The following is a 16368-nucleotide window of genomic DNA, read 5'->3' on the forward strand; positions in this document are numbered from 1 at the left end:
CTCAGTCCCGTCCCGTCCCGGCGGAAACCGTCGCCGGCGTGTCGCGGTAGCGGCGTAGTTGCGTACGCGCCACCGTGCGCAGGTGCACCTCGTCCGGGCCGTCGGCGATGCCGAGGATGCGGGCGCTGGCCCACATCCGGGCGATCGGGAAGTCGTCGGTGACCCCACCGCCGCCGTGTGCCTGGATCGAACGGTCCAGCACGTTGCGGGCGACCCGGGGCGCGACGACCTTGATCGCGGCGATCTCGGTCGCGGCGCCCTGGATCCCGACCTGGTCGATGAGCCACGCCGCCTTGAGCACGAGCAGGCGCGCCTGCTCGATCTCCATGCGGGACTCGGCGATCCAGTTCCGCACCACGCCCTGGTCGGAGATCGGACCGCCGAACGCCTCGCGGGCCGTCGTCCGGCGCACCATCAGCTCGAGGCCCCGCTCGGCCATGCCGACGCAGCGCATCGCGTGGTGGATGCGGCCCGGGCCGAGGCGGGCCTGGGCGATGGCGAAACCCTCGCCCTCGGCGCCGAGCAGGTTCGTCACCGGCACCCGTACGTCGTCGAACCGGATCTCGCAGTGGCCGTGCTGGTCGTGGTAACCGAAGATCGGCAGCGACCGCAGAATCGTCACCCCGGGGGTGTCGACCGGTACGAGGATCATGGACTGCTGCCGGTAGACGGCCGCCTCCGGGTCCGTCTTGCCCATCAGCACGAGGATGGCGCAGCGCGGGTCCGCGGCGCCGGTCGTCCACCACTTGCGTCCGTTGATGACGTACTCGTCGCCGTCACGCACGATCGAGGTGGCGATGTTGCGCGCGTCGGAGGAGGCCACGTCCGGCTCGGTCATCGAGAAGCCGGAGCGCATCGTGCCGTCGAGCAACGGGGCGAGCCACCGCTGCTTCTGCTCGGGCGTGCCGAACATGTGCAGCAGCTCCATGTTGCCGGTGTCCGGCGCGGCACAGTTGATCGCCTCGGGGGCGAGGTAGGGCGAGCGTCCGGTCTCCTCGGCCAGGTAGGCGTACTCGACGTTGGTGAGGCCGGACAGGTCGGGCAGGAAGAGGTTCCACAGCCCCAGCGTGCGCGCCGTCGCCTTCAGCTCCTCGACGACCGGCGGCAGGACGTGGGACACCCCGCCGTTCTCGCGGGCCGCGGCGGCGAGCTGGGCGGCGTACACCTTCTCGGCGGGGTAGACGTGCTCGGTCATGAACGTGCGCAACGTCGCGAGCAGTTCGCTCGCGCGCGGGCCGGGGCCGAGGTCCATCCGGGTCAGGTCGGTCGCGTCGGCCACCGTCACTCCTTGCCTGTGTTCGTGCGGAGGGCGATCTTGCCGCGAGCGCCACGGTTCAGCACCGTGCCGAGCGCGCGGGCGGCCTCCTCCAGCGGGAAGACCTCGCTGACGTGCGGCCTCAGCCGGCCGGCGGCGATCCACTCCAGCACCGTCGTCATGTTGGCGGCGTTCGCCGCCGGGTCGCGCCTTGCCCAGGCGCCCCAGAGGACGCCCAGCACCGCGCCCTCGGTGAGCAGCAGCCGGTTGAGCTTGACCTGCGGGATCGTGCCCGCCGCGTAGCCGACGGTGAGGAATCTCCCGGCCCACGCGAGGGTGCGCAGCGCCGCGGTGGCGGCGTCGCCACCGACGGGGTCGTAGACGACGTCGGCGCCGGCGTCGCCGGTCAGCGCGCGCACCGTCGCGGTCAGGTCGTCGTAGCCGATGGCGTGGTCGGCGCCGTGCGTCAGGCACAGCTCACGCTTGTCCTCGCTCGACGCGGCCGCGATCACTGTCGCGCCGAGGGCCTTGCCGATCTGCACGGCGGTGAGGCCGACGCCGCCGGAGGCGCCGAGCACGAGCAGCGTCTCGCCGGCGGCGAGGCGGGCCCGGTCGACGAGGCCGTGGTAGGACGTGCCGTAGACCACGGGGATCGTGCTCGCCTCGACGAGGTCGACGCCGTCGGGCAACGGGTGGACCATGCGCGCGTCGACGAGCACCTGGGTGGCGTAGCCGCCGATGCCGCAGAAGCCGACGACGCGGGTGCCGACGGGTGGGCCGGTCACCCCGTCGCCGAGCGCCGCGACCGTGCCGGCGACCTCGCAGCCGGGCACGAACGGCAGTTCCGGCTTGGTCTGGTAGGTGCCGGCGACGATGAGGCCGTCGGGAAAGTTCACCCCGGCGCCGGCGACGTCGACGAGCACCTGCCCCGGTCCGGGCTGCGGCTGCGGCCCGTCGGTGACCGTGAGCACCTCGGGACCGCCGAGCTCGCGCACCACCATCGACCGCACGGCTCAGCCCTCGCTGCCCGGGCGCGCCGCCTTGTCGGTGCCGGCGAACTCGTCGCGGATCCGGTCGGCGACCCCGGTGAGGTTGAGCTCGAAGGTGAAGCCCTGCTCGAAGCGGTAGCTGCGGTTGACGTCCCACAGGTCGATGCCGTTGAGCGAGGCCTTGGCGGCGCGGATCACCGTGGGGTCCTTCTCGGCGATGCTGGTCGCGACGGCGAGCGCCGTCGCGCGCAACCGCTCCCGGGGTACGACGCTGTGCACCGAGCCGTACGCGTGCAGCTCCTGGGCGGTGGCGGTGGCCGAGGTGTAGACCATGGCGCGCATCCGGTGCTGGGGCACCATCCGGGACAGGTGGGTGGCCGCGCCGAGGGCGCCGCGGTCCACCTCGGGCAGGCCGAAGGTGGCGTCGTCGGAGGCGACGATGACGTCGGAGTTGCCGACCAGGCCGATGCCGCCACCGAGGCAGAAGCCGTGGACGGCGGTGACGACCGGGACGGGGCACTCGTAGACGGCCTTGAACGCGGCGTAGCAGCCGCGGTTGGCGCCGAGCAGCGCGGTGAAGCCGTCGGTGTGCTGCATCTCCTTGATGTCGACGCCGGCGTTGAAGCCGCGGCCCTCGGCGCGCAGCAGCACGACCCGCACCGACTCGTCGGCGCCGGCGGCGTCGAGGGCGGCGGCGAGCGCGAACCAGCCGGCCACCGGCAGCGCGTTGACCGGCGGGTTGTCCACGACGATCTCGGCGATCCCGTCGGCGTGCACGGTCGTCGTCACCGACGGGTGGCTCGTGGGGTTCATCCCTGCTCCTCGGTGGTCTCGGGCCGCTCGCCGGCCTCGACGGCGACGTCGAGGGGCAGCACGAATGTCGCCCACGCGGTGACGGCCTTGTCGCCGCTCTGCCGCCGGCAGGTCAGCTCGACGTCGACGCGGCCCTCACGGCCGTCCTCGCTTTCGAGCACGTAGGTGCGCAGCGGAACGCCGTCGAGGGTGAGGACGTCGCCGGGCCACACCTGGGCCAGGAACCGGATGCGGAAGTCCCGCACGTTGGGGCCGCCGAGCCAGTCGGTGGCGTAGGTGCCGAGCAGGCTGGCCTGCCACATGCCCACCGAGAAGGGGCTGGGGAACCCGGCCGCCTTGGCGAAGGCCTCGTCGTGGTGGATCGGGTTCATGTCGCCCGAGGCGCCCTGGTAGCGGACGAAGTCGGTGCGGGTCACCGGGCCGTACGTGCGCGCCGGAGGGGTCGCCGGGACGGGCAGGGCGACCTCGGTCGTACGGGGACCGGCGGTGGCCGTCGTGTCGCTCATGCGGACGCTCCGTCCTGTGCCGCGTCCCCGGTGGCCGGCGGGCGGGCCGTCTCGACACCGGTGAGCTTGGCGCGGGCGACGAGACGCCCGGTCTCGTCGTGGAAGTCGGTGTACATCACGGCGAACGTCATCTCCCCGCCGCGACGCCCCACCTTGGTGTAGATCTCGCCGATGCGCGACTGGCAGGTGAGCCGGGTGCCGGCGCGGGGCGGCTCGCCGAAGAAGGTGTACTGCTGCTCGGCGTGCAGGCCGCGCTGCTGGTCGAGCTCGACCGCGGACCACGGGTTGGAGTCCTCGCCCTGCCAGAAGAACGTCGTCGTGAGGAACGTCGGCTGTACGACCGGGTTCTCCTCCCGCAGGTAGTCCGCGTCAGCCGCTCCGGTGGCCAGCGCGAACTCGCGGATCTTGCCGCGTTCGACGTCGAGCCGGAAGGGGGCGCCGGTGACGCCCTGCGCGTCGGGGTTGGCCACGACGTGCTCCTTTCGTTGGTCCGCTGCGAGCCGGCACGGTCGCCGGCGCGCAGCGGGTGGTCACGGGTGCTGGCTCGAGACGGACACGACCTCGCCGGTCATGTACGACGAGTAGTCACTGGCAAGGAAGACGATCACGTTGGCGATCTCCCACGGCGTCGCGGCCCGGCCGAACGCCTCCTGGGCCGAGAGCTGGGCGAGCAGCTCGTCGCTGGTCACCTTGGCCAGATGGGCGTGCATCGCGATGCTCGGGGACACCGCGTTGACCCGGATGCCGTGCTCGGCGACGTCGAGGGCCGCGCAGCGGGTCAGCGCCATGACTCCGGCCTTGGCCGCGGCGTAGTGCGCCTGCCCCTTCTGGGCGCGCCAGCCGATGACGGAGGCGTTGTTGACGATGACCCCCTTGCCGGCCGGGATCATGTGCCGCAGCACCGACCGGGTCGCCTTGAACGTCGAGGTCAGGGTCACCGACAGGACGGAGTCCCACTGTTCGTCGGTCATGTCCTGCACCGCCGCGGTGCCGCCGAGGCCGGCGTTGTTGACGAGCACGTCGATGCCGCCGAACTCGGCGGCGACGGTGTCCATGAGGTGGTCGAGCTGGGCCTGGTCGGTGACGTCGCAGGGCACCGCGAGCGGCCGGGTCCCGGTGAGGCGCTCGATCTCGTCGGCCGACGCGGCGAGGCGGCGCTCGTGACGGTCGCTGACGGCGACACGCGCGCCTTCCTCCGCGGCGCGGCGCGCCGTGGCGAAGCCGATGCCGGTGCCGGCCGCGGCGGTGACGAGCACCGAACGCCCGGAGAGCAGCCCGTGGGCCGGGCCGGCCCAGTCGGCGACGTCGGTGTGACCGGTGTCAGACACGGGCGGCCATCTCCTTCGCGATCTCCTCGACGGTCCAGCGGGCACCCTTGTCGATCGTCCAGTCGTAGCTCCACGGCGCGCAGCGGCGGATCTCGCCGCCCTTGGCGTAGTACACCTCGCCGGTCACCGGCACGTCGGCGGTGAGCAGCCAGGCGACGAGCGGGGAGACGTTGCCCGGGTGGTAGACGTCGAACACTGCGGGGTCGGCCGGGGCGGCGACCATCTCGCCGATGCCGGGCAGGTCCTGGGTCATCCGGGTACGCGCGACCGGGACGATCGCGTTGACGCGTACGCCGTAGCGGCTGATCTCCTGGGCGAGAATGACGGTGAGGGCGGCGATGCCGGCCTTGCCCGCGCCGTAGTTCGTCTGCCCGACGGCGCCGATGATGCCCGAGGTCGACGAGACGTTGACGATCGAGGCGACCGGCTGGTTGCCGGCCTTGGACTCGGTGCGCCAGTGGTCGGCGAACACCCGGCACGGCGCGAACGTCGCGCGGAGCTGGCCACGGATGACCGCGTCCCAGTCGTCCTCGCTCATGTTGACGAACATCCGGTCCCGCAGGATGCCGGCGTTGTTGACGAGGCCGTCGACGCGTCCGTAGGTGTCGCGGGCGAGCGCGAGCAGCTCGCGGGCGCCCTCGGTGGTGGCGACGTCCGCGGTGCTGGCCACGGCCCGCCCGCCGGCGTTCGTGATCTCGGCGGCGACGGCCTCGACGACAGAGGGGTCGCTGCCGGTGCCGTCGGCGGCGGCGCCGGTGTCGGCGACGACGACCGAGGCGCCTTCGGCGGCGGCGAGCAGGGCGTGCTCACGGCCGAGGCCGCGGCCGGCACCGGTGACGACGACGACGCGTCCCTGCAGTGCTCCCATGACTACTCCTCCTTGTGCCCGGCCGGGGTCGACGCGACCGGCGCGGGCACGCCGAGCCGGTCGAGGGTCCGGGTGGCCTCGTCGATGATGCGGTCGATGAGCTCGGCGACGCTCGGTACGTCGTCGATCAGTCCGACGACCTGGCCGGTGGCCATGACGCCGAGGTCGGTCCTGCCCTCCAGCAGGGCCGACCGGTAGAGCATCGGAGCGTTTGCCGCCATGACGACCTGGCTCCACGTCAGGTCGTGGGCCTTGCGCATGGCCAGGCCCTCGCGGACCATGTCGCCCCACGGCGTGCCGGACAGCTTCTGGAAGGCGAAGGCGTTGCGTACGGCCCGCAGCAGCCGGCCGGCGGCGGAGGTGCGTTCCAGCTCGTCAATCGTGCCGGCGCGCAGCACGCGCTGCGGCACGCCGTCGACCTGCAGGGTCAGCACGGTGTCGTTGACCGTCTTGGACAGGTAGACGTCCTTCACCGACGGCTGGACCGGCGAGTCGCTGGTGAGCAGGAAGCGGGTGCCCATGGCGACGCCCTCGGCGCCGTAGGCGAGCGCGGCGACGAGGCCGCGGCCGTCGAAGAAGCCGCCGGCCCCGATGACCGGGATGTCGACGGCGTCGACGACCTGGGGCAGCAGCAGGCTGGTGGGCACCCCGCCGGTGTGGCCGCCGCCCTCACCACCCTGCACGATGACGGCGTCGGCGCCCCACGCGGCGACCTTCTCGGCGTGGCGGCGCGCGCCGATCGACGGTACGACGACGAGGCCGGCGTCCTTGCACCTGGCGATGAGTTCCTGCTTGGGGGCCAGCGCGAAGGACGCGACCTTGACGCCGGCCGAGATGAGCAGGTCGATGCGCTTGACGACGTCCGGCTGGTCGGCACGGATGTTGACGCCGAACGGCGCGTCCGTGCCGGCCTGGATCTGCTCGACGGCCTCCACGAGCTCGTCGTAGGAGAGCAGGCCGGCCGCGAGGATGCCCAGTCCACCGGCGTTGGCCGTCGCGGTGGTCAGGCGTACGTCGGAGACGTAGCCCATGCCGGTCTGGACGATCGGGTACCGCACCCCGAACAGGTCGGTCGCCCGGGTACGCAGCGTCGGGTGCATCCCGCGGCCCTGACTCATGCCGGGATCTCGCGGTCGCGCAGCGAGCGGGGGTCGATGACCTCGCGGATGAGGCGCAGTTCCTCGGCGCTCGGCTCGCGGGTGGCCGGGACCTCGCCCTCGACGTGCACGGCACAGCCGGTGGCGGCGTGGAACTCGTCGAGCGTGACGCCGGGGTGCAGGCTGAGCAGCCGCATCGTGCCGTCGGGGCCACCGAAGTCGAGGACCGCGAGGTTGGTGACGACGCGCCGCAGCTCGTGGTGCGCGATCGCGGCCGGGCCGGCGGCCCGGGCGCTGTCGGTGCCGACGCCGGAGATCATGTCGACGGTCCGGACGAAGCTGCGCGTGGAGTGGTTGGGCACCCAGTAGCTGGTCGGGTGGTAGATGCTGTTGCCGGGGGCGCCGCGTACGCCGAGCAGCTGGACCTTGGGCCGGGTGTAGTCGCCGATGGCCGAGATGTTGGTGTTGCCGTGTCCGTCGATCTGGACCGGGATCATCATGACGTGCCGCTTGCCGTGCCAGACGAGGTCGAAGATGGTGCGGAACGGGCTCCAGCCCTCGATGACGACGCCCTCGGTGGCGTGCGGGTCCGCGCCGATCTCCCAGGAGCCGGAGACGAAGTGGGCCTCACCGTCGGTGAGCAGCAGGTCGGGGGCGACGGTGAGCCGGGCGAGGCGGACGCCGATGGCCGGGATCGTGCCGAAGGCGCTGGCGATGGACTCACCGTCGCCGGCGAACGTGTCCGCCACGGCGACCGCGCAGTACTCGGCGCGGGTCACCGGCGCGTCGGCGGTGGTGGCGCTGCCCGTGGGCTGGTCCACGGACTCGGTGGCGGCGCTGCTCATGCGACCTCCTCGGCTCGGGCGGCGACGGCCGCCTGGTAGTCATCTTCGGTACCGGACAGGTACCGCTGCTCGAACTTGGCCCAGGCCTGCGGGTCGCCGGCGGCCTTGACGTACTCACGCTGAAAGGCCTCGTCGCGCTCGTAGTCGGGGGCGCAGGAGGTGAAGTGCGCGCCGTTCGGGGTCTCGACGACACCGGCGACGAGCTGGCGGTTGATCTTGATGGTCGCCGAGTGCCCGGCGGCGCTCAGCTCAGCCGTGGGCACGATCCGCTCGCAGGACATGAAGGCCTGGTCGGCGGCGAGGCAGTAGAGGTCGTCGAAGTACGGGTCGGGCCCGAGGAACTGGCCGTTGCCCTGGGCGTCGGCGCGGTTCATGTGCACGAGGGCCGCGTCGAGGCGCAGCGGCGGCATCGCCACGAGCTGCTCGGTGCCGTACGGGTCCTGGACGAGCTTGAGGTCGGGGTTGTGCTTCAGGACGTCCGACCCGAGCCCGGCGCGGGTCGGCAGGAAGGGCAGGCGGATGCCGGCGGCGTACAGCCCCCACTGGAGCATGCCCTCGTCGTACTCGGCGATCTCGACGGCGCCGTTCTGCCGCGCGGCGCGGAAGTGCGGGTCGAGGGCGATGCTGTCGAGGGAGACGAAACCGAAGACGACCTTCCTGACCTTGCCGGCGGCGCAGAGCAGCCCGACGTCCGGCCCGCCGTAGCTGACCACGGTCAGGTCCTTGAGGTCAGAACGCAGGATCTCGCGCACGAGGGCCATGGGCTTGCGCCGTGAGCCCCAGCCCCCGATGCCGATGGTCATCCCGGATTCGAGCCGCGACACGACGTCGCGGGCGGTCAGAGTCTTGTCGGCCATGTGTCCCTCATCGTTGCGTCTGTCGGAGCACTGCCCGAGCGGTGGTGAGCAGCGCGAAGGGCGAGTCGCGTGCCGGGCATCCACGGCCGGGTCGCCATGTAGCAAGCGCTTGGTTGGTACACTAACAGCCCCAGGGGAAGGGTCAAGACCCTGTGGCCAAGGAGGGCGGAAGATGGACACCGTGGTGCGCGAGCGCGTCGACGCGGTGGGAGTCGTCAGGATCAATCGGCCGCAGGTGCGCAACGCCCTCGATCCCGACACCCTCCTGGCGATGACCGACGCCCTGCTCCGGTACGACGCGGACCCGGGCGTACGCGCGATCGTGCTGACCGGCACCGGCGAGTTGTCCTTCAGCGCGGGGATGGACCTGCGCGCCGCGGCCGAGGGGCGCCTGGTCGACGTGGCCCGCAGCCCGCTGACGCTGCTGCGCGGCGGCTACCGCAAGCCGGTCATCGCCGCGGTCAACGGGCCCGCCGTCGGCGGCGGCTTCGAACTCGCCCTCGCCTGCGACCTCGTAGTCGCGGCCGAGCACGCCTACTTCGCGCTGCCCGAGGTGGGGCGCGGCATCGCCGCCACCGAGGGCGGCACCGACCTGCCGCGTCGCCTGCCGGTCGCCGTGGCCCTGGAACTCGGGCTGACCGCCGAACCGCTTGCCGCGGCCCGGGCCCACGAGCTGGGGCTGGTCAACGCCGTGGTCCCGGCCGACGAGGTTCTGCCGCGCGCGCTGCAGCTGGGCGCCCGGATCGCGACCCACTCCCCCGCGGCGGTGCGGGCGACCAAGCGGCTCATGCACCTGAGCCTGGACCCCCGCGTGGGCGATCTCGCCGCGGTCAACCGGCTCGCGACCCTCGAACTGCTCGCCGGCCCGGACGCGGCCGAGGGCGCGGCCGCGTTCGTCGCCAAACGCGCGCCGCGATGGGCGGACGCGCCCTGAGCGCTCAGGGACGCGCCGCCGCGATCTGCGCACGCGTCCACGCGACCGAACGGGTCAGCGCCGGCTCGGCGCCCTCGGCCTCGACGGCCGGGCCGAGCAACTCGACGTCGACGACGCCGGTGTAGCCGGCCCGCAGCACGCTCGCCAGCAGACCGGCCATCGGCAGGTCGCCGTCCCCGGGCACCCACCGGTTCGGGAAGGTCGAGGTGCCGACCCGGAAGTCGGACACCTGCAGAATCTCGACCTGACCGACCCGGTCGCGGATCAGCTCCGTCAGGCCCCGCTCCTGCCAGCAGCAGTAGAGGTCGAGGCAGATGCCGATGCCGCAGAGGTCGGCCAGGGCGACGGTGTCGCGCGCGGTGTGGGTGAAGCTGAGGTCGCACTTGACCGGCAGCGTGTTCTCCACAGCGAGGCGTACCCCGTGTTCGCGGGCGGTGGCCACGACCGGAGCGATCCGCTCGGCGAACCGGCCGGCCGCCTCCTCCCACGTCAGGTGAGCCGACGGGCCCGAGGTGAGGTAGACGAGGTCGGCCCCGAGCCGGCCGGCGTCCACGACGCCCTGCCGCAACGCCGCGACCTGCTGCGCCCAGCCCGGCTCGTCGTCCGGGTGGGCGGTGAAGCTGTGCACGAGGTAGCCGAGCCGTACGTCGTGCCGGGCGAGCAGGTCGCCGAGAGCGGCCACGCCGAAGGCGACGGCCTTGCTGCGCTGCAGTCCCACGAGGTCGGCACCGGTACGCCGGTACATCGCGATCTCCTCGGGCAGGGCCCAGGACATCGCGGCCATGCCGCTGACGCAGACCGGGTTGGTCGTGGCGGACATCGGGCTCCTGTCGGCTCGGCGGTCGTCCGGAGGGTCGGACGTCGGGTCGGTCTCGGACGTCGGGTCGGTCTCGGACGTCGGGTCGCTCTCGGACGTCGGGTCGGCCTCGGACGTCGGGTCAGTCGAGGTATTCGATGCGCGCCCGGCGTACCCCGAGGGGCGCCAGGTGCGGTCGCAGCCGCGCCGTGACGGCCTCGGCGATGCGCTCCGGGGTCCACGCCGTGTGCCGCAGCACGGGCTCGGCGAGCGCCGGGTGGGTCGTCAGCATGAGTTCGGGACCGTAGGAGCGCAGCACCTGGCCGGTCAGTTCGGCGCTGAGGTCGGAGAGCAGGTAGAGCAGCAGCGGCACGTTGGCCTCGGGCGCGATGCCCGCGTTCTGCCCGCTCGGTACGCCGCGGAACCGCTCGAGCACCTCGGCCATCCGGGTCTGGGCGTTCGGGGAGATCGCGTTGACGCGGATCCCGGCCTCGGCGAGTTCGGCCGCCCAGGCGTAGGTGAGCGTGGCGATCGCGGCCTTCGTCGCCCCGTACACGGCCGTCTCGGCACGGCCCATCTGCTCGCCCGAGGTGACGTTGATCAGGACCCCGTGCCCCTGGATACGCATCGCCGCGATGGCGGCGTCGCCCCAGGCGACGGCGCCGAGCACGTTGACCTCGAGCATCCGGCGCACAGTGGCCTCGGACTCGGCGCCGGCGCGGGCCATGGCGAAGACGCCGGCGTTGTTGACGAGACCGTCGAGCCTGCCGTGCTCGGCGAGGCAGTCACGCACGACGTCGTGCGCGCTCGCCCAGTCCGCGACGTCGGCGACCCGGATCGAGCCCCGGCCGTCCGCCGCGGCGATCTGCCCGCTGAGCCGTTCGAGTCCGTCCGCGTCGACGTCGACCGCGACCACGTGGCCTCCGGCCGCGGCGATGCCGCGCGCGTACGCCGCCCCCAGCCCGCCGGCGGCGCCGGTGACGAGGACGACACGGCCGGCGAGCAGGCCGGCTGCCCGGTCGGGCCGGGCGGCGGGCGGATGCCCGGACGGGGCGGCGGGAATCGGGTCGGGCATCGGGCAGCCCCTCTCGGCTGATCGGGATCCGCAGCGCGGGCTCCGGGCACCGAACGAGCGCTTGGTTGGCCGCCACCCTAGGCATTGCGAGCACCCCGGTCAAGGGAGGCTGGCTTTATCATGCTGAAGGCATCGAAGTGATATAAAGCAAGCGCTTGACCAACACATTGCTCGAGGAACCGGGAGCACCCATATGTCGACGACCCAGGACCGACGCTCGGTCATCCTCGACAACGCCGCCCACCTTTTCGCAGCCAAGGGAATCGATGCCACGACCGTCCGCGAGATCGCCGATTCGGTCGGGATCCTCTCCGGCAGCCTGTACCACCACTTCAAGTCCAAGGACGAGATGGTCAACGCGATCATCTCGGACTACCTGACCGACCTGACCTACCGCTACGGCGAAGTCCTGGCGTCCGAGGAGAAGCCGGCGACCCAGTTGCGCAAGCTCGTCACCAGTTCGCTGGCCAACATCGAGGCCCACCCGCACGCGACCGAGATCTACCAGAACTCGAGCGGCTACCTGCCCAAGATCGAGGGCTACGAGCACATCCGCGAGGCGGCCGCCACGATCCAGCGGGCCTGGATCCAGGTGCTCGAGGCCGGTATCGCCACGGGCGACTTCCGCAACGACATCCCGGTACGGGTGCTGCACGGCATGCTGCGCGACGCGCTGTGGCTCTCGGTCCGCTGGTTCAAGCCGACCCCGTCGTACTCCATGGCGAACTTCGCCGACGACTTCGTCTCGGTGTTCCTCGACGGCATTCTCGCCCAGGACTGAGCATCAGGCAACCAAGCGCTTGCTAGGGTGGTGCCGGATGAGGAGGCGCCCCCATGACGGCAGCAGGTCACGCCCGGACAGGTCCGGCCCCGATCGAGCCCACCCGGCACGCCGGGCTGCCCGCGGGCGTCGACGCCTGGCTCAGCCGCGCGGTGCCCGAGCTGCAGGGAAACCTCCGGCACAAGGTCATCGCCGGCGGGCGCTCCAACCTGACCTACCGGACCACCGACGCGGCCGGCCACGTCGTCGTGCTGCGCCGTCCACCACTTGGAAACCACCCGGCCACCGCGCACGACGTCCTGCGCGAGGCGCGAATCCTGCGCGGGCTGCACGGCCACCTCCCGGTGCCGCGGGTGCTCGCCGTCGAGGAGACGGGCGAGGTGGCCGGCGCGCCCCTCGTCGTACTCGAGCACCTCGACGGCGTGATCCTGCGCAGCCCCGCCGACGTCGAGCGGCTCACCACCGAGGCCGACCGCGCGCTCATCGGCCCCACGCTCGTCGATGCTCTCGTGGCCCTGCACCGACTCGCCCCGGAGGTCATCGGACTGGGCGGCCTGGCCCGCCGCCGTGACTACCTCACCCGGCAACTCGGACGCTGGCACGAGAACTGGCAGCGGAGCAGGATCCGCGACCTGCCCGACCTGCAGACCGCGCACGAGCACCTGGTGGCCGCGGCGCCCGGGCAGTCCCGCTCGGGGATCGTGCACGGCGACTTCCGCCTGGACAACTGCATGCTCGACTCGCGATGGCGGGTCCAGGGCGTACTCGACTGGGAGCTCACCACCGTCGGCGACCCGTTGGCCGACGTCGGCCAACTGCTCGTCTACTGGGCGCAGGCCGGCGACACGGCCCGCGCGCTGCACGACCCGGCCACGGTCCGGCCCGGCTTCTCGACCCGGGACGAACTGCTCTCCCGGTACTGCCTCGCCACCGGCACCGACTCGGCTCGGATCGACTACTTCGTCGCCTACAACTGGTGGAAGACCGCGTGCATCCTCGAGGGCGTGTACACCAGGGTCACGCAGGGCGCGATGAGCGGCCGCGACCGCACCGCGGCCTCGTTCGCCGAGCAGGCGGCCGCCGTCGCCGGCCGGGCGGCGGCCCTCGCGGCGGCGCTGCCCCGGCACTGATCCGCGCCCGGCCGTACCCACTCGGCGTGATGGCGTGAGCCGGCTGTCGACGTCCCCGGTTCGACCGGGGACGTCGACACACCCGCCTAGGAGAGCCGCTCGATGACCATCGCCATGCCCTGGCCACCGGCCGTGCACATGGTCTCGAGGCCGAACTGGCCGTCCCGCGCCCGCAGCCCGTTGATGAGCGTCGTCGTCATCCGCGCTCCGGTCTGACCGAACGGGTGGCCCAGGGCGATCGCGCCGCCGTGCACGTTGACCTGCTCGGGGTTGGCCTTGAGGTCCGAGATGGAGGGGACGACCTGAGCGGCGAACGCCTCGTTGAGCTCGACGAGATCGATGTCGGCCATCGAGAGCCCGGCCAGCGCGAGGGCCCGCCTCGACGCCTCGACCGGGCCGAGACCCATGATCTCCGGCGAGATCGCCGAGACACCGGTGGACAGGATCCGGGCCAGCGGCGTGACGCCGAGTTCGGCGGCCTTGCGGCTGGACATGATGATGAGGGCGGCCGCGCCGTCGTTGAGCGGGCAGCAGTTGCCCGCGGTCACCGTACCGTCGGGCCGGAAGGCCGGTTTGAGGCCGGACAGCGACTCGGCCGTCACTCCGGCGCGAGGGCTGTCGTCGGTGGCCACGACGGTGCCGTCGGCGAGGGTCACCGGCGTGATGTCGGTGGCGAAGAAGCCCGACTCGATCGCGGCCTGGGCCCGCTGCTGGCTCGTGGCGGCCCACTCGTCCTGCTCGGCGCGGCTCACACCACGGTGGCTCGCGACGTTCTCCGCGGTCTCGCCCATCGCGATGTAGACGTCGGGCAGTTCATTCGCGTCGCGCGGGTCGGTCCACGGGCCGGCGCCACCCCGTCCGCGGGCGGCGGTGCGCTCCCCCGCCGCGGCGAAGATCGGGTTCTTCGTGTCCGGCATGCCGTCGGACTTGCCGGCGGCGAAGCGCGAGACGGCCTCGACCCCGGCGGAGACGAGCACGTCGGCCTCACCGGAGCGGATGGCGTGCAGCGCCATCCGGGTCGTCTGCAGGCTCGACGCGCAGTACCGCTGCACCGTCGTCCCGGGAACCCGGTCGAGCCCGAGTTCGACAGCGACGACGCGCGCGAGGCCCCAGCCCTGCTCGCCGGCCGGCTGCGCGCAGCCGAGCATGAGGTCGTCGATCTGGGTCGGGTCGAGCGCCGGCACCTGGGCCAGGGCCGCCTGGACCATCTGGGTGGCCAGGTCGTCGGCCCGCATCGAGGCCAACGACCCCTTGAAGGCCCGGCCGATCGGCGAGCGCGCCGCGGCGACGATGACTGCGTCCTGCATTGGTGTCCTCCGGTTCTCGGGCTGGCGCCCGTGACGGCGGTGCCGTCGGTGTCAGGTCTGGTCGGGGCGTCGGGCCTGCCGGCGAGCAGGGCACCGGGGCCGGTGCGCCCGCACGAAGCGCAACGCCGGGCTCACCCGGTGAGCTTGAACTTCTGGATCTTTCCGCTCGCGGTTCGTGGCAGCGCCGCAACGACGGTGAAGCTGCGCGGACGCTTGAAGTTGGCCAGCCGCTCCCGGCACCACGCCTCGAGCTCGTCGGCGAGCGCCGACTCGTCACCGGTCCAGGCGGGAACGGTCTGCACGAAGGCGCTGCCGACCTCGCCCATCCGCGCGTCGGGGACCCCGACGACCGCGACGTCGAAGACGGCGGGATGTTCGGACAGCACCCGCTCGACCTCGGCGGGGTAGACGTTGAAGCCCCCGACCATGTAGACGTCCTTGATCCGGTCGGTGATGCGCAGGTAGCCGTCCTCGTCGACCCAGCCGACGTCACCGGTGTGCAGCCAGCCGTCCTCGTCGATGGCCTGCGCCGTGGCGTCCGGGTCCTCGAAGTAGCCCGCCATCACGTTGTAGCCGCGCACGAGGATCTCGCCCGACTCGCCGGCCGGCAGCGGCTGTCCGTCGAGACCGGCGATCCGCAACTCGGTGCCCGGGATCGCCCGCCCGCAGCTGGTCGAGATCCGTTCGAGGCCGGCGTCGGGCGGGCACACGGTAGCGGTGCCGCACGTCTCGGTCAGACCGTAGGCGGTGATGACGTCGCGGAAGCCGAGTTCCTCGCGCATCCGGCGCAGCAGCGGCACCGGCACGATCGTGGCGCCGGTGACGGCAAGGCGTACCGAGCTGAGGTCGTACCTGCCGAGGTCGGGGTGTTCGAGCAGGGACGTGTAGACGGTGGGCGCGCCGGGGAAGACCGTGACCCGTTCCTGCTCGATGAGACGCAGCACGGTCTCTACGGCGAACACGGCGACCGGGATGATCGTGGCGCGGGTGAGGAGGCAGGCCAGGATGCCGGCCCGCCAGCCGAAGCTGTGGAAGAACGGGTTGACCATGAGATAGCGGTCGCCTCGCCGCAGTCCGACGAGGCGGGCCCACTCCCGGTCGACGCGAAGGTTCGAGGCGTGCGAGACCATCGCGCCCTTGGGGTAGCCGGTGGTGCCGGAGGTGAACAGGATGTCGGACACGTCCTCCGGGGCGAGGGCGGCGATCCGTTCGTCGACGACCCCGAGGTCGACCTGGTCGGCCAGCGCGGTGAAGCCCGCCAGGGACCACACGCCGTGATCGGTCTGCTCGCGGCCGGTGGCGGACAGGTCGACGACGGTACGCACCGAGGGCAGCAGTGGCACGGGGCGGCCGACGGCCGGTGACGGCCCGTCGCCGCGCAGCGCGGCCAGGTAGTGGGCGTCCAGGAAGGCGTCGTCCAGGACGACCATCGTGGCCCGGACCTTGGCGATGACGGACCGTGCCTCCGCACCACGGAAGCGGGTATTGACGGGGCACAGCACGCCGCCCGCGGCCAGCACGCCGAGGGCGCTGACGACCCAGTCGGCGCTGTTCGGGGCCCAGACGACGACGCGGTCCCCCGGCTCGAGACCGTGCGCGACAGCGGCCCGCGCGAACCGGTTGACGGCCGCGTCGAGCTCGGCGAAGGTCATCCGCACGTCCCCGTCGACGAGGGCCTCCAGCTCGGCGGCGTCCTGCGCGGCCTGCCGCAGCAGGGCGGGGATCGTGGTCAACACGTCACTCACGCACATCTCCTCACGCGGAGCCGGTCACTTGTCGGAAACGAA

The 16368-nt window shown here is 72.3% G+C and carries 17 protein-coding genes; 3 read left to right on the forward strand and 14 right to left on the reverse strand.

Going from position 1 to position 16368, the window contains the following annotated elements; all coding sequences use genetic code 11:
• Position 1 precedes the first annotated feature (1 nt).
• The 10 genes from KBX43_RS14290 to KBX43_RS14335 are packed head-to-tail and all read right to left on the reverse strand — an operon-like array spanning position 2 to position 8558.
• Positions 2-1252, reverse strand: coding sequence for an acyl-CoA dehydrogenase family protein (locus tag KBX43_RS14290; protein ID WP_113974473.1), 1251 nt, complete (start codon positions 1250-1252; stop codon positions 2-4).
• A gap of 29 nt (positions 1253-1281) precedes the next feature.
• Entirely contained in the window at positions 1282-2256 is a 975-nt protein-coding gene (locus KBX43_RS14295) for an NADPH:quinone oxidoreductase family protein (protein ID WP_113974474.1), read from the reverse strand.
• Positions 2257-2268: 12 nt separating this feature from the next.
• A complete protein-coding gene (locus KBX43_RS14300; protein WP_043324815.1) occupies positions 2269-3057 on the reverse strand; it encodes an enoyl-CoA hydratase family protein in 789 nt (262 codons plus the stop codon).
• On the reverse strand, positions 3054-3563 hold the full coding sequence (locus KBX43_RS14305; protein ID WP_210884740.1) for a MaoC/PaaZ C-terminal domain-containing protein: 510 nt from the start codon (positions 3561-3563) through the stop codon (positions 3054-3056). Before KBX43_RS14305 ends, KBX43_RS14300 begins: the two co-directional genes overlap by 4 nt.
• A complete protein-coding gene (locus KBX43_RS14310) occupies positions 3560-4033 on the reverse strand; it encodes a MaoC family dehydratase N-terminal domain-containing protein (RefSeq protein WP_069090084.1) in 474 nt (157 codons plus the stop codon). Before KBX43_RS14310 ends, KBX43_RS14305 begins: the two co-directional genes overlap by 4 nt.
• A 60-nt stretch (positions 4034-4093) precedes the next feature.
• A complete protein-coding gene (locus tag KBX43_RS14315; protein WP_069090083.1) occupies positions 4094-4891 on the reverse strand; it encodes an SDR family oxidoreductase in 798 nt (265 codons plus the stop codon).
• Positions 4884-5759, reverse strand: a complete 876-nt coding sequence (locus KBX43_RS14320) for an SDR family NAD(P)-dependent oxidoreductase (RefSeq protein WP_064446330.1) — start codon at positions 5757-5759, stop codon at positions 4884-4886. Before KBX43_RS14320 ends, KBX43_RS14315 begins: the two co-directional genes overlap by 8 nt.
• 2 nt (positions 5760-5761) lie before the next feature.
• Complete coding sequence (locus KBX43_RS14325; protein WP_051611028.1) at positions 5762-6859, reverse strand: nitronate monooxygenase family protein; 1098 nt, start codon at positions 6857-6859, stop codon at positions 5762-5764.
• Positions 6860-6873: 14 nt separating this feature from the next.
• The gene (locus tag KBX43_RS14330) at positions 6874-7701 is read right to left on the reverse strand and encodes a CoA-transferase subunit beta (protein WP_205797172.1); all 828 of its coding nucleotides are present in this window, start codon (positions 7699-7701) and stop codon (positions 6874-6876) included.
• A complete protein-coding gene (locus KBX43_RS14335) occupies positions 7698-8558 on the reverse strand; it encodes a CoA transferase subunit A (protein WP_064446331.1) in 861 nt (286 codons plus the stop codon). The genes KBX43_RS14330 and KBX43_RS14335 overlap by 4 nt, the downstream gene beginning before the upstream one ends.
• 172 nt (positions 8559-8730) lie before the next feature.
• On the opposite strand from KBX43_RS14335, the gene KBX43_RS14340 reads away from it, so the two are divergent.
• Positions 8731-9492, forward strand: a complete 762-nt coding sequence (locus tag KBX43_RS14340) for an enoyl-CoA hydratase/isomerase family protein (RefSeq protein ID WP_069090081.1) — start codon at positions 8731-8733, stop codon at positions 9490-9492.
• A 4-nt stretch (positions 9493-9496) separates the two neighbouring features.
• Here the strand turns inward: KBX43_RS14340 and KBX43_RS14345 are convergent, their stop codons facing one another.
• Entirely contained in the window at positions 9497-10312 is an 816-nt protein-coding gene (locus tag KBX43_RS14345) for a sugar phosphate isomerase/epimerase (RefSeq protein WP_210884742.1), read from the reverse strand.
• 118 nt (positions 10313-10430) lie between these two features.
• Complete coding sequence (locus tag KBX43_RS14350; RefSeq protein ID WP_210884744.1) at positions 10431-11363, reverse strand: SDR family NAD(P)-dependent oxidoreductase; 933 nt, start codon at positions 11361-11363, stop codon at positions 10431-10433.
• A 193-nt stretch (positions 11364-11556) separates the two neighbouring features.
• On the opposite strand from KBX43_RS14350, the gene KBX43_RS14355 reads away from it, so the two are divergent.
• Both KBX43_RS14355 and KBX43_RS14360 read left to right on the forward strand, forming a co-directional pair.
• The gene (locus KBX43_RS14355) at positions 11557-12144 is read left to right on the forward strand and encodes a TetR/AcrR family transcriptional regulator (protein ID WP_113974406.1); all 588 of its coding nucleotides are present in this window, start codon (positions 11557-11559) and stop codon (positions 12142-12144) included.
• A gap of 53 nt (positions 12145-12197) precedes the next feature.
• On the forward strand, positions 12198-13274 hold the full coding sequence (locus KBX43_RS14360; RefSeq protein WP_210884746.1) for a phosphotransferase family protein: 1077 nt from the start codon (positions 12198-12200) through the stop codon (positions 13272-13274).
• Positions 13275-13360: 86 nt separating this feature from the next.
• Here the strand turns inward: KBX43_RS14360 and KBX43_RS14365 are convergent, their stop codons facing one another.
• Positions 13361-14581: an acetyl-CoA C-acetyltransferase gene (locus tag KBX43_RS14365; protein ID WP_043324822.1), complete on the reverse strand. Its 1221-nt coding sequence runs from the start codon at positions 14579-14581 to the stop codon at positions 13361-13363.
• A gap of 131 nt (positions 14582-14712) precedes the next feature.
• Complete coding sequence (locus tag KBX43_RS14370; protein WP_210884993.1) at positions 14713-16317, reverse strand: FadD3 family acyl-CoA ligase; 1605 nt, start codon at positions 16315-16317, stop codon at positions 14713-14715.
• Between the last annotated feature and the right edge of the window lie 51 nt (positions 16318-16368).

Origin of the sequence: Micromonospora sp. C41 (assembly GCF_018070485.1) — a bacterium.
Taxonomy (GTDB): domain Bacteria; phylum Actinomycetota; class Actinomycetes; order Mycobacteriales; family Micromonosporaceae; genus Micromonospora; species Micromonospora chalcea.

Excerpts from the sequence above, each read along its gene's own strand:
- KBX43_RS14345 (WP_210884742.1), bottom strand. The coding sequence starts at position 10,312 with ATGTCCGCCACGACCAACCCGGTCTGCGTCAGCGGCATGGCCGCGATG.
- KBX43_RS14295 (WP_113974474.1), bottom strand. The coding sequence starts at position 2,256 with ATGGTGGTGCGCGAGCTCGGCGGTCCCGAGGTGCTCACGGTCACCGAC.
- KBX43_RS14350 (WP_210884744.1), bottom strand. The coding sequence starts at position 11,363 with ATGCCCGACCCGATTCCCGCCGCCCCGTCCGGGCATCCGCCCGCCGCC.
- KBX43_RS14320 (WP_064446330.1), bottom strand. The coding sequence starts at position 5,759 with ATGGGAGCACTGCAGGGACGCGTCGTCGTCGTCACCGGTGCCGGCCGC.
- KBX43_RS14300 (WP_043324815.1), bottom strand. The coding sequence starts at position 3,057 with ATGAACCCCACGAGCCACCCGTCGGTGACGACGACCGTGCACGCCGAC.
- KBX43_RS14305 (WP_210884740.1), bottom strand. The coding sequence starts at position 3,563 with ATGAGCGACACGACGGCCACCGCCGGTCCCCGTACGACCGAGGTCGCC.
- KBX43_RS14335 (WP_064446331.1), bottom strand. The coding sequence starts at position 8,558 with ATGGCCGACAAGACTCTGACCGCCCGCGACGTCGTGTCGCGGCTCGAA.
- KBX43_RS14340 (WP_069090081.1), top strand. The coding sequence starts at position 8,731 with ATGGACACCGTGGTGCGCGAGCGCGTCGACGCGGTGGGAGTCGTCAGG.
- KBX43_RS14365 (WP_043324822.1), bottom strand. The coding sequence starts at position 14,581 with ATGCAGGACGCAGTCATCGTCGCCGCGGCGCGCTCGCCGATCGGCCGG.
- KBX43_RS14325 (WP_051611028.1), bottom strand. The coding sequence starts at position 6,859 with ATGCACCCGACGCTGCGTACCCGGGCGACCGACCTGTTCGGGGTGCGG.
- KBX43_RS14330 (WP_205797172.1), bottom strand. The coding sequence starts at position 7,701 with ATGAGCAGCGCCGCCACCGAGTCCGTGGACCAGCCCACGGGCAGCGCC.
- KBX43_RS14360 (WP_210884746.1), top strand. The coding sequence starts at position 12,198 with ATGACGGCAGCAGGTCACGCCCGGACAGGTCCGGCCCCGATCGAGCCC.
- KBX43_RS14355 (WP_113974406.1), top strand. The coding sequence starts at position 11,557 with ATGTCGACGACCCAGGACCGACGCTCGGTCATCCTCGACAACGCCGCC.
- KBX43_RS14290 (WP_113974473.1), bottom strand. The coding sequence starts at position 1,252 with ATGGACCTCGGCCCCGGCCCGCGCGCGAGCGAACTGCTCGCGACGTTG.